Origin of the sequence: Streptomyces sp. SID13726 (genome assembly GCF_010548375.1) — a bacterium.
GTDB lineage: Bacteria > Actinomycetota > Actinomycetes > Streptomycetales > Streptomycetaceae > Streptomyces.
In genome coordinates this window covers 288,297-300,040 of the sequence record NZ_JAAGLY010000002.1, presented here as the reverse complement: position 1 = coordinate 300,040, position 11,744 = coordinate 288,297, and the positions used below count along the sequence as shown (strand labels likewise).

Below are 11,744 nucleotides of genomic sequence, written 5' to 3'. Positions count from 1 at the left end.
GAGACGGAGGCTACCTCGTGACCAGCGTGCGGCCTAGTACTGCAACGGTGTTTGTTCTGATTGCTGGGCAGTTTTCAGGGGCTGTGTCCGCGCCGTTTGTAGTGACTGAGGCGGGCCTGATACTGGCGTCGTCGGCGCCAGGTTGACCATCGCAGAATGTGCTCGACCGGGGTGGGGCGGCCGTCGGTGAGGCGGGTGATCAGGCGTCGGATTTCGGCGAGGCTGAGTTGGATGAGCTGGGAGGATCCGTTTCTGCTTTGTCCGTGTCCAGCTGTCGGGCCCGCAGGACGGTCAGGCAGGCGTGGGCGGCCATGGCGAGGGTCATGTGGCGGTGCCAGCCGGGGTAGCGGCGGACCTGGTAGTCGTCCAGGCCGCACTCCTGCTTGGCGGTCTGGAAGCATTCCTCGACTGCCCAGCGGCTGCCCGCGATGTGGATCAGCTCGTCCAGCGTCGTGTCGGCGGGGCAGTAGGCGATGTAGTAGGAGATCTCCTCGGGCCTGCTGACGCTGCGGCGGGCGAGGACCCAGTGCCGGCGGTCCTCGCGGTGCCAGGGCCTCACTTCGACGCGGGCCCAGTCGAAGATCCGCCGGCCGTGGGCTCCGTCGCCGCAGGAACGGCGTTTCCATTTCTGCCGAGGCAGGCCGGGAAACAGGTCGTGGACGGGGTGGTCGATGGACCAGCGGGTGACGACGGTGTCGTGCCGGGTGGTGGCCATGACGTGGAAGACGTCCGCCTGCTCCAGCTCGAACCGCCAGCCCTTGCTGTAGCCGTAAGCGGCGTCCGCCGTCACCCAGCCGAACGGGACCTTGTCGGCGACGGCCCGGCGGACCATCGCCTTGGCCATGGCCACCTTCGTCTCGAAGGCGACACTGTCGTCGATGCCGGCCCGCCGGCAGCGGTCCCGGTCGTCCGTCCAGGAGGTGGGCAGATACAGCCGTCGGTCGATCAGAGTGCGTCCGCGGCCGGTGGCGTAGGCGAGGAACACACCGATCTGGCAGTTCTCGGTGCGGCCGGCGGTGCCGGAGTAGTGCCGTTGCACGCCGGCCGAACGGATGCCCTTCTTCAGAAACCCGGTGTCATCGACGATCAGGACGGCATCGCGGTCTGCGAGATGTTCCACGACGTAGTCGCGTACGTCGTCAAGGACCTCGTCGGCGTCCCACTCGATCCGGTTCAGCAGCCGGTGGATGCGATCGGGACCCGCATGGCCGGCCTCCTCCGCCAGCGTCCAGCCGTTCTTCCGCTCCAGTGACGCAACCAGCCCACGCATGTAAGCAAGCGCCGACTGTCGCGGCTCCTCCCGGTTGAACCGGTGCACGAACCGCTCATGCAGAGCACCCAGCTCTCCAGCCCACAACCTGACATCGGCAAGGTCCCCACCCATGACCACTTCAACGCGATCCCGTACAGAGAGCCCGTACAGAGAGAACGAAGGGGAAGCCATGCTGTCTTCGCCGAGACTTACGGTCATCACCGCCGGACTGGCGACCGCCCTGCTCGCTCTGACCGCCTGCGGCAGCGGTCTGAGCGAGGGCGGCGCCGACACCGGAAAGGGCCCCTGTACGGGCGTCGAGCCGGGGTCGGTCGATCCCGCCGCCCTCAAAGGGGTCACCGTGAAGGTCGGCTCCAAGGAGTTCGACGAACAGCTCCTGCTGGGGCAGCTCACCCTCAAGATGATGTGCGCGGCGGGAGCGAAGGCCGTCGACGAGACCAACAGCAAGGGCGCCAGCCAGACCCGGGCGAAGCTCACCCGGGGGGAGAGCGACATCTACTGGGAGTACACCGGCACGGCCTGGGTCGACTTCCTGAAGCAGAAGCCGATCTTCGATCCCGAGCAGCAGTACGACGCGGTCAAGAAGCTGGACCTGGAGAAGAACGGCGTCGTCTGGGGACAGCGCGCTCCCTTCAACAACACCTACGCCTTCGCGGTCTCCGACGCCTTCGCCAAGAAGAACAACGTGGAGACCGACTCCGACATGGCCGCGTACCTCAACGCACACACGTCGTCGAAGGTCTGTGTGGAGTCGGAGTTCCTCAGCCGCGTCGACGGCTATCCGGGCTTCAAGAAGGCATACGCCGTCACCGGCGGTACGACGACCTCCCTCGGCATCGGCGTGATCTACACCCAGACCGGCAAGGGCGCCTGCGACTTCGGTGAGGTGTTCACCACCGACGGCCGCATCAGCGCCCTCGGCCTGCACGTACTCAAGGACGACAAGTCCTTCTTCCCGGTCTACAACGCCGTACCGCAGGTGATGAAGAAGACGGACGAGGAGCATCCGGAGATCCTCCAGGTGCTCAAGCCGCTCGCCGAGACACTGACCACGCCGGTGATGCAGGAGCTGAACGCCGAGGTGAGCGCCAAGGGCGAGGAACCCGCCGCCGTCGCCACCGAGTTCCTGAAGGAGAAGGGTTTCCTGAAGCAGTGAGCCGGACGAAACGGATACTGGCCGGCAGCCCGCACCATGACGCGGCCTGCACCCCCGCTCCCGCAGGGGCGGTGTCAGGCGCCGATGCCGAAGGCGGCACGCTCCGTGGGGAGGGCGAAGGGGGTGCGGGTTTCGTGGTGGAGCCACAGGGCGTGGTGGAGGGCCAGGGACGGGGTGTTGTGGCGGCGCCCCTCCTCGAACAGCTTCTTGTAGGTTGCCTGGCCCAGGGCGCGGACGGTGTCCTCCGCGCAGCGAGCGTGGTCGGCCGCCGGTTGCGGACCGAACGCGGCGATCGAGCTGCCGGCGTCGCGCCACAGGGCTTCCGCGACGCCCAGCAGGTGGGCGGCCTGCCGGTGGTCTCCTTCGGCGGCGGTGGCCCAGGCCAGCAGTTCCAGCATCCGCGCGATCATCGCGTGGTCGTGGAAGCCGCGCATGCACTCCAGCGCGGTCCTGGCCAGCGTCCTGGTCCGGTGCGCCCGGCCGCGTGCCCAGGCGTCGTGGCCCAGTGCGAGCAGCATTTGTGCGCGGCCCCACCGGTCGCCGCTCGCCTCGGCCGCGGCGATCACCCGCGCACCGGTCTCCGTCGCACGCGGATCACCGGCGTACGCCTGGGCGCAGGCCAGCGCGAGCAGCCAGGATGTCGCTTCACGCCCGTCGCCCAGGTCCTTCATGGCGGCCCACGCCTCCTCGTAGCGGGCGATGCTCTCCTGCGGTCGGCCGCGGTAGTTCGCCGAGACTCCTCGGAAACCACCTATGTGGGTCAGCATCCAGGGGTCGGCCAGCCGCTCGGCCAGCGACTCGGCCTCGTCCAGAAAACGGTCGGCCGTCGCCAGGTCGCCCTGGGTCTGTGCCAGCCAGGCGGCCGCGACCAGAGCTCCGGCGCGCTCGGCCGTGGGCTGCGGGGTGGCCGCGAGTGTCTCGAGGAGGCGACGGCGTCCCTCGCCGAGGAATCCTCCGGCGACCCAGTGCCAGGACAGTTCCGTGGCCAGGGCCAGCCGGTCGCGCCCACCGGGGCCGTGGTCCAGTGCGGCCACCAGATTGTTGTGCTCGACGCGCAACCGGGTCAGGCTCTCCACCTGATCGGGTCCGTACCAGTCCCGGTTGACACGCCGGGCTAGGGCGAGGAAATGGGCGAGGTGACGCAGGCGTAGCCGGTCCTCCTCGCCGGATTCCGTCAGCCGTTCCCTGCCGTACCGCCAGACGGTCTCCAGCAGCCGGTAGCGCGGTACGCCCTCGCACTCCGAGGTCAGGACGACGGACTGGGCGACCAGCCGGTCCAGCAGGACCGGTACGTCGTGTGCGGTGATGCCGTCGCCCGCACACACGGCCTCGGCCGCGTCCAGGCCGAAACCACCGACGAAGACGGACAGCCGCCGCCAGAGCAGCCGTTCGTCCGGCGCGCACAGCTCGTGGCTCCAGTCGATCATCCCCCGCAGGGTGCGCTGGTGGGGCGGTCGGTCCGCGCCGCCCGAGCAGAGAAGGGCGAAGCGGTTCTCCAGACGGTCCGCCAGCTGCCGCACGCTGAGTGTGCGCAACCGGGACGCGGCGAGCTCGATGGCCAGCGGCAGCCCGTCCAGATCGGCGCACAGCCGGGAGACCTGGGCGTGGTCGGCGTCGTCGAGGGTGAACCCGGGCCGGACGGCCGTGACGCGGTCCAGAAGGAGCCGGGCCGCGTCCCGCGGGGACAGCGGGGGGACGGTGAAGACGTGCTCGCCTGCGACGCCCAACGTGTGACGGCTCGTCGAGACGACGTGTACCCCGGGAGCGGCGCCGAGGAGGGCCGCCGCCACTTCCGCGCAGGCGTCGACGAGGTGTTCGCAGTTGTCCAGCACGATCAGGGCCTGCCGCCCGGCGAGGTAGTCGGAGAGCTGTTCGACGACGGGCAGAGCCCCGCGGTCGGGCAGTCTCAGCGCGGCGGCGACGGCGCAGGCCACGGCCTCGGGATCTTGGACCGGCGTCAGGTCCACCAGCCACGCTCCGTCGCGGAACGCGCCCGCCCGGCTGCGGGCCACCTCCAGAGCCAGCCGTGTCTTGCCGATGCCGCCCGCGCCCGTGAGAGTGAGCAGCCGTGCCTTCGCGAGCAGAGCGGTGGCTTCGGCGAGTTCGTCCTGCCGTCCGACGAGGCTGGTGAACGCGGTGGGCAGATTGCCCGTCCGCAAAGCCCCGCCGCGTGTGTCACCGCGCTGTGCGGAGACGACGAGGAAGGAGCGTTCGACGGGCGTGAGGTCGTCGTTCCCGGCATCGAGGGGGAACAGTTCCTCGGCGAGAGCGAGCCGTCGGCCCCGGTAGAGATCGCCGTCGTCCTGTCCGAGGTGTTCCCACGCACGGGCGGCCTCGGTGAGATGGCGGCGGTGCGGGAGCCGTTCGCGCTCCTCCCCGAGCCAGGCGGCCAGGCGCGGCCAATGGGTGATCAGCGCGGGGTCCGAGAGTTCGACGCGGTCGCCCGCCACGATGACCAGCCGTGCCGCGATCAGCGCGTGCACGACGGCACGGGTCTCCAGCTGGGTGAAGGCCCAGGCGTCACAGCGCCGTACGGGGTGACGGACGTCCGGCGCGGTGCCGCCGGGGGCGACCAGGCGCAGCATGATCCGGCGGGCGGTGCGGGCCTGTGCCGTGGTGAACCGGCCGTAGATCCGCTCGGCGGACGTGGCGATCGCGCCGCGTGCTCCGCCCGCCGCCTCGTAGTCGGCCAGGGTCAGCAGCCGGCCCCGGCGGCGGCGCCAGGCCTCGTGGAGAGCGTGGGAGAGCAGCGGGAGCGCGCCGGGACTGCCCAGGACGTCGCCGACGAGCCGGCTGGTGAGCTCGCGTTCGACGGTCAGTCCGGCGACGGCCGCGGGACGCACGATCGCCTCACGCAGTTCGGTCGCCGTCATCGCCGGCACGTCGAGCGTGCTGTCCCGCAGGGCCGCGGAGAGGGCCTGGCTCGCGGGGTACCAGGAGGGGAAGTCCGAGCGCAGGGCGATGACCACCCGCAGTCGGGAGGCCGGGTCGCCGGCCCGCAGCAGGAATTCGGCGAACCGGGTTCGTTCCGCGTCGTCGCAGTCCAGTGTGGCGAGTTCATGTGTCTCGTCGACGACGATCCAGCGCTCCGGGTCCCGGGCGCCCGGGGTGAGCAGCCGTCCGTATGCCGTGGCGGGTCGCGCGCCCGGTGTGATCAGCCGGACGTCCACCGGCCGGCCGCTCTCTCGCGCGGCTTCGGTCAGCACGGGCAGCAGCCCGGCCCGCAACAGTGAGGACATGCCGCTTCCGGAGGGCCCGCACAGCGCGGCGAACCGGTGCTCGCGCAGCAGCAACAACAGGTCGTCGACGACCCGGTCACGGCCGAAGAACAGCTGCCGGTGCTCGGTCTCGAAGCGTTCCGGTCCCCGGTAGGGCGACACCGACCGGCCGTCGTCGGGTGCCGTGAGCCGCTCGGCGGCGTCCGCGGCTTCCAGCCAGCGCCCTTCCCAGGGCGCGGCGTCGGCGCCGCAGGCACGGGCGTACGCGAGCACGACCGCCAGCGACGGCAGTCTCTCTCCCGACGCCGCCAGCGCCAGCGCGGCGGCGGAATAGTGCGCCCGGCGGGCCATGAGCCGGTAGGCCGGACTTCCCGCGGACGCCCGCAGTCCGCGCAGGTCGTGGGCGAGACGCTGGACGGGACCCGCGTCCGGGTCGATCGGTTTCTCTGGACGGCCCATGTCGTCACCTCCTGGCTGATATGAGGAGGTATGGGTGACGAGAGGGTGAACGATCAGAAATGGAATGGCAAAAGCGAACATTCTGAGGGCGAGGTCATGCCTGTCGCGCACGGGCTGAGGGCCGGGTGGCCCCGGCCCTCAGCCCGTGCGGATGCCTCTGTCTGCCTACAGCTCGTCGTGGATGTTGGAGGTGCTGGCTCGGTGGGCCAGCGCCACGAGGAGCAGGGCCGCCGCGTCCGCCGCGGTGCGGACCCATCCGTGGTTGGAGGTCTGGACGGCGGGCGACCCCGGAGTGGTGACGATGTTGCTGATGGAGGACCAGTTGTTGATCAGGTCCACGTACGGCGCCAGGTTGAGGTTCGTGCCCATGTGCAGGGCGCGCCCGAGGTCGTTGGCGAGCGGACGGGACCGTACGCCCTCGGAGACGGCGGCGATCATGCGCAGGACGCCGCCGGCCTTGTTCCGCAGGGAGTTCGCGTCCCGGCCCTGCGGGTCGGTGCGCATGTCGAAGATGGCCTGGCGGAGGTTGTGCTGGTTCAGCGTCACGTCCCGCAGGGCCGTTCCGGCCATTCTGGCCAGGTCGTTGTAGTTCTCGTGGCCCAGGAAGGTGGCCGTCTCCTCCCAGGTCGAGGTGTTGCTGTGGCCGTCGCCCAGGGCCCAGGACGGGAGGGTGACGCCCTCCCTGGCGAGCGGGTAGTACGTGTTCCCGTGCGTCTGGTCCCAGAAGTGGTACCCGATGACGTACATGTCGCTGGCGCGCACCACGAGGTGGATGTTCGCGCCGGCCGTGCGGACCTCCAGGTCGATGAACTCCCGGTCGTTGGTGCCGGTGACGTCGACCGCGAGGTTGCGCCCGTTCGCGTTGACGTTGGTGCGGTGACCGCCCGTGGCCGCGACGGCCGCGCGCAGCGAGTTGACGAGTTCCGCGTAGCTCGTCGAACCGCCGTCGACGTCCCAGACGACCTTGGACCACTTGTCGCCGACCGCGACGGTCTGGACGGTGTCGGAGCCGAGACGGGTCCCGACGGCCGCGTGCGTGTCCTTCGAAGTGGGGTGGGTGGTGGGGCTCTCGGCGAGCGACAGGGCGCCGACGGCCATCGCGGGGAGGGCGAGCGAGATGCCGAGACGTCGGAGGACACGTACTGACATGGGGGGTTCCATTTCCGTGAGGCTGCTTCCGCGGGACCGTGAGACCGCGGGGCGGGGAGAACCGTTGCGCCTTCGGTCTCGCGCGGCGAGCCCTGGATGCCGGTTCACGGGAAATCCTCAGTGCACTGACGTTGTCCATCGAGCCCCTCGCGTCACGTGTGGACAAACCGCCGCGAGAGCGTGGATCTCGGGAAAGCAGAGCGTCACCCCGCGGGGAAACCCGTACACGGCCGGGGAGCCGGCGGAGTCCGCCGAGCGAACCGGAGCCGCATGTGTCCGCGCACGCGAACGGCGTGCCAGGCCCGGTGCGGGTCTGGCACGCCGTTGGCGGTGGTGCCGGCGGTGCGGTGTTCAGCGGGCGCCGGCGGTGCGGTATGGGTCAGTGGCGGTTGCCGGGGCGGTGGTGGCGGCCGCCCCAGGACTCGTCGTCGACGAAGCGGCCGTGGTCGTTGCGCAGGGTGGCGGTGTCGGCGCGGTTGTCCCAGACCTCGTTGCGGCGGTCCTGGTAGAGGTCACGGTCGGTGTCGCGGCCCTGGCCGGTGTGGACGCGGACGGTGGCGCGGCCCTCCAGGCGGTAGTGGTGGAAGGTGTAGGTGCGGCCTTCCTTGTTCCGCAGGGTCCAGCCGTCGAGGTTGACCGTGTGGCGCGTGGTGTTGGTGAGCTCCACCCATTCCTTGTTCAGCGAGCGCTGTGAGCGGTCGTTGTGGCCCGGCGCGTCGTACTGCACCGCGCTGATCTCCACCTGCGGGCGCTGCGGCCGGGAGTGGTCGGCCGCGGAGGCCGGCAGCGCCGACACCCCGATGACGGCGGCGGCCGCCAAGGCCGCGGCGGAGATTCGGCGAGCGGTCACAGTGGAAGAAGACACAAAGCCCCCTGGCTGTACGGCATCCGCGCGGTCCGGCACTTCGGTGAGTGCCGGGTGGGTCCGGCGGATGCGGTGTGCGGGTGGCGGCCGGTCGGCCGCACATCCACACCATGGCCTTCTCGTGCAGGTTGTGAACGCGATATGGGAGCTCCGTTACCTTTAGCCCACGTTTCTGTGACCCTTGCCTGCAACGTCCATTCATGCGGCGAACGCACCGAGTTGACGCCGTATCGGATCATGAGCCGTTGTGCCCCTTGGCCCGTCACCTCCGATCGCCAGGACGCGCCACCCCGGCCCGCGCGGGACCGTCACCCGAAAGTGAGTAACAGGGAGATTCCGGCGGCGGCCCCCTGACCGGTCAACAGCCCTACTGCTGAACGCCGGTGTCCGCTTGGGCATATCTTTGGAAACCCTCAGCGACACGCTGGAGGAACAGGAGACAGTCGTCGCGCCGAAAGGAACCCGACCGTGGTCGAGTGGGTGTTTCTCCGTTCCGGTGCGCGGCCTGTGCCCGAGCCGGCCGCGACACCGCTGGTGTGGTCCGCCGCGTTCGGCGGTGCGCTCCTGCTCGTGGCCTCGACGAACGCGGTCATCGGTCCGGACCGCCCCCTGTTCGCCCTGGCCGGCCTGTCCCTGCTCGCCTCTCTGCTCGGGTGGCGGGCCCGGTTCATGGCGGCTCCCGGTACGGCGGTGCTGTGCTGGCTCTTCCTCAACGCCTTCGGGATACCGCCCGCGGGCACCCTCAGCTGGTCCGTGCAGCGCGACACGTTCTGGTTGGCCTGTCTGCTGGCCGCCGCCGTCGCCGGTACGGCACTGGCGCGGCTCGGCCATGCGCGTGCCGCCTACCGGCGTCTCTCCACCATGAACAGCACCGGCACCGCGGACTCCGGCGGCGACCCGCGCCCTTGAGATCCGGCCCCCGCGGCGTCCTGGCGAGGCCGACACCTCGGCGGTTGACGCGAGCCGTGCGGTCAAGTCGTGCGCGTCCGGTCCGGATCGAAGTCCCGCGTGTCCGGTCCGGACAGAAGTCGCGCGTGTCCGGCCCGGACCGGAGCCCCGCGAGTCCGCCCTGGACGCCCGTCACGACCCCTCCGCCCAGCAGTCACGCAGCAACTCGACCGCCCCGGACTCCGAGAGGCCCGCCTCCCGGGCCGCCGCCACCAGTTGCAGGGCGAACTCGCGCAGCCGGGCCTGCTCCGGAGCGGCGATCACCACGGCGCCCCGGCCGCGCCGCAGGTCGATCAGACCCTCGTCACGCAACAGCTGATAGCCGCGCAGCACGGTGTGCATGTTGATGTCGAGCAGCCGTGCCACCTCACGCGCGGCGGGGAGCCGCTCGCCCGGTTTCAGGGCCTCGTCCGCCAGCGCCCTGCGCACGGTGGCGGCGATCTGCTCCGCCAGCGGGACGGTGGAACCCGCGTCGATACGGATCAGCATCTCAGCGGTCCCGCGAGGTGTCCCGGGCCAGCAGGTCGCCCAGCAGCGCTGCCGCCGTCGCGGCGTCCTCCACGGCCACGACGAACTCCTTGCCGTCATCGAGCTCCAGCCACACCGCCGGTCCGGACCGCAGCGCCAGCCCGCGTCGGCCCTTCACGAACCGGTATCCGTAGCCCCCGAGGTCGGACACGGGACGGACGTCCGCGGCCCAGGCCCGTTCGATCCGCCGGAGCGGGATGTGGATCCGGGGTACGCCGAGCAGCGGGGGCCGGATCGTGAGCCCGTCGTCGCGGACCCACACCCGGGCGCCGACCAGCCCGGCGACCAGCAGACCCAGCGGCCAGAGCCACAGCCCCGGACCCCAGCCGACGACACCGGCGACCAGCGCGGTGACCGCGCCCAGCACTCCCGTGGCGGCGAGCCCCCGCGGACCGACCCCGCCCACCCATACGGCCGTCTCGCCAGGGCGCAGCCCCACCGAACCGGAGTCGGGCCGATCCGCACCGGCGAGGCCCGTACGAGGCACCAGCAGGCGCACCCCGACGGCGGCTGCACCGGCCGCTCCAGCGGCGACGGCCAACTGCCACAGGGGCATCCTCGGGTTACGGGAGGCGTCCGCGTTCACCAGCACCGTGACCGTGAAGAAGTAGCCCAGGAACACGGAGACCGCGGCGGACGCGACCCACAGGGTCCGCGGTGGGAGCGATCCCCGCAGCCCGCTCCGGAACAGCGCGACGCCGAGGCCGAGCAAGGTCAACTCGCAGACCAGCAGCAGCACCACGGGGGAGGCGGAGCGGTTGGCGTCGCCCCGTCCGTCGAAGTGGACGGCCATGGGGTCCGGCAGGTTCGCCCATGACACGGCGAACACCACACCCACCACCAACGCGGCCACCAGGCAGGGGAGTCCCACATACCACCGCGGCTGCCCCGGCTGCCGGACGCGGTGAGTCCGGTCGACGTGATCCATTCCGCCTCCTCATCATTGTTCGTGTATCACTAGAACAATTAGATGTTAGCTCGACGGGCTCCGGAGGTGTCGGGTGTGGGCTCACGGCGAGGGCCGGTCGACCCGGATCAGCGTCTGCTGCCCGTTGGCCACGAGCTTTCGCCGGTCGCCCTGGACGCCGTAGACCTCTAGCAGGCACACCGTGAGGGTGCGGCCGGACTTGAGGACCGTCCCGACCGCCTCGATGTGGTCGCCGACGGCGGGGGAGAGGAGGTTGATCTTGTACTCGACGGTGAGGACCTCGGAGTTCTCGGGGAACAGCGTGTAGGCCGCGTAGCCGCCCGCGCTGTCCGCGACGGCGCTGGTGGCGCCGGCGTGGAAGTAGCCGTGCTGCTGGGTGACTTCGGGGCGGCTCGGCAGGGTGATGTGGACGCGGCCGGGCTCGATCCGGGTGATGCGGGCGCCGAGGTGGGTCATCAGCCCCTGCCGTTCGAAGCTGTCCCGGACGCGCGCCGCCGTCTCGGGGGTCACGTGCTGGTCTTCCATGTGCGCTCCTCGTGCCGGGCTCGGCGGACGTCGCGGTGGGGTACGGGGGCGGGTCCGTCAGCCGGCCAGGCGCTCCAGGAGCAGGAACCCGCCGATGGCGATCATCATCGCACCGGAGACCCGGGTGACCGCCCGGGCCGCCGACGGACGGGTCCTGAGGACGGTACGGGCCAGCACACCGACGGCGAGATAGACGACGGCGCACAGGGTCATGTGCAGCGCACCGAGCAACCCGGTCTGCGCGGCCACCGGCCAGCCCCTCGCGGAGTCGATGAACTGCGGGAACAGCGAGAAGTACAACAGCAGCGCCTTGGGGTTGAGGCCGCTGATCCCGACCCCCCTGAGCAGGACCTGGGTGCGGGAGGAGCCGACGGTCTCCTCGGCGGCCGCCAGGGTGACCGGACTCCGCAGCACACCCCAGCCGAGCCACACCAGATATCCGGCCCCGGCGACGGTCAGGACGGTGAGCAGGGTCGGCGAACCCGCCACGATCACCACCAGCCCGGCCACGGCGAGCAGGGTGTACCCCGCGTACCCCGCTATGAGCCCGGCGACCGCCGGGACGACCGACCGCTCACGCAGCCCGGCCGCGATGGCGTAGGCCCAGTCCGCGCCCGGCGTGAACACCAGCAGCAGATCCACCGCCAGGAAGGCCGCCAGTGTGGTCGTGTCCATCGATCGATCCCTCTCGCCTG

At 70.8% G+C, this 11,744-nt stretch carries 10 protein-coding genes; 2 read left to right on the top strand and 8 right to left on the bottom strand.

The window, feature by feature from the left end; translation table 11 throughout:
• Nucleotides 1-199: 199 nt before the first annotated feature.
• Nucleotides 200-1,384 (bottom strand): IS701 family transposase, encoded by a 1,185-nt coding sequence (locus G3I78_RS05415; RefSeq protein WP_164421630.1) that lies wholly within the window; start codon nucleotides 1,382-1,384, stop codon nucleotides 200-202.
• Nucleotides 1,385-1,442: 58 nt separating this feature from the next.
• On the opposite strand from G3I78_RS05415, the gene G3I78_RS05410 reads away from it, so the two are divergent.
• A complete protein-coding gene (locus G3I78_RS05410) occupies nucleotides 1,443-2,429 on the top strand; it encodes a glycine betaine ABC transporter substrate-binding protein (RefSeq protein ID WP_164421629.1) in 987 nt (328 codons plus the stop codon).
• A 74-nt stretch (nucleotides 2,430-2,503) separates the two neighbouring features.
• Here G3I78_RS05410 and G3I78_RS05405 read toward each other — a convergent pair whose 3' ends face one another.
• The 3 genes from G3I78_RS05405 to G3I78_RS05395 form a co-directional block, all read right to left on the bottom strand.
• Nucleotides 2,504-6,106 carry an AAA family ATPase gene (locus G3I78_RS05405; RefSeq protein WP_164421628.1) on the bottom strand — a complete coding sequence of 1,201 codons (3,603 nt, stop codon included), beginning with the start codon at nucleotides 6,104-6,106 and terminating at the stop codon, nucleotides 2,504-2,506.
• 165 nt (nucleotides 6,107-6,271) lie between these two features.
• Nucleotides 6,272-7,255 carry a ribosome-inactivating family protein gene (locus G3I78_RS05400; RefSeq protein ID WP_164421627.1) on the bottom strand — a complete coding sequence of 328 codons (984 nt, stop codon included), beginning with the start codon at nucleotides 7,253-7,255 and terminating at the stop codon, nucleotides 6,272-6,274.
• A gap of 379 nt (nucleotides 7,256-7,634) precedes the next feature.
• On the bottom strand, nucleotides 7,635-8,105 hold the full coding sequence (locus G3I78_RS05395; protein ID WP_164421626.1) for a lamin tail domain-containing protein: 471 nt from the start codon (nucleotides 8,103-8,105) through the stop codon (nucleotides 7,635-7,637).
• 483 nt (nucleotides 8,106-8,588) lie between these two features.
• Between G3I78_RS05395 and G3I78_RS05390 the strand changes: the two genes are divergently transcribed.
• Nucleotides 8,589-9,029, top strand: coding sequence for a hypothetical protein (locus G3I78_RS05390; RefSeq protein WP_164421625.1), 441 nt, complete (start codon nucleotides 8,589-8,591; stop codon nucleotides 9,027-9,029).
• Nucleotides 9,030-9,200: 171 nt separating this feature from the next.
• Here G3I78_RS05390 and G3I78_RS05385 read toward each other — a convergent pair whose 3' ends face one another.
• From G3I78_RS05385 to G3I78_RS05370, 4 genes are all read right to left on the bottom strand, one after another.
• Nucleotides 9,201-9,557, bottom strand: a complete 357-nt coding sequence (locus tag G3I78_RS05385; RefSeq protein WP_164421624.1) for a GntR family transcriptional regulator — start codon at nucleotides 9,555-9,557, stop codon at nucleotides 9,201-9,203.
• 1 nt (nucleotide 9,558) lies between these two features.
• The gene (locus tag G3I78_RS05380; RefSeq protein WP_164421623.1) at nucleotides 9,559-10,524 is read right to left on the bottom strand and encodes a DUF1648 domain-containing protein; all 966 of its coding nucleotides are present in this window, start codon (nucleotides 10,522-10,524) and stop codon (nucleotides 9,559-9,561) included.
• A gap of 81 nt (nucleotides 10,525-10,605) precedes the next feature.
• On the bottom strand, nucleotides 10,606-11,049 hold the full coding sequence (locus G3I78_RS05375) for a PaaI family thioesterase (RefSeq protein ID WP_164421622.1): 444 nt from the start codon (nucleotides 11,047-11,049) through the stop codon (nucleotides 10,606-10,608).
• A 57-nt stretch (nucleotides 11,050-11,106) separates the two neighbouring features.
• On the bottom strand, nucleotides 11,107-11,724 hold the full coding sequence (locus G3I78_RS05370; protein ID WP_164421621.1) for a LysE family translocator: 618 nt from the start codon (nucleotides 11,722-11,724) through the stop codon (nucleotides 11,107-11,109).
• Nucleotides 11,725-11,744 lie beyond the last annotated feature (20 nt).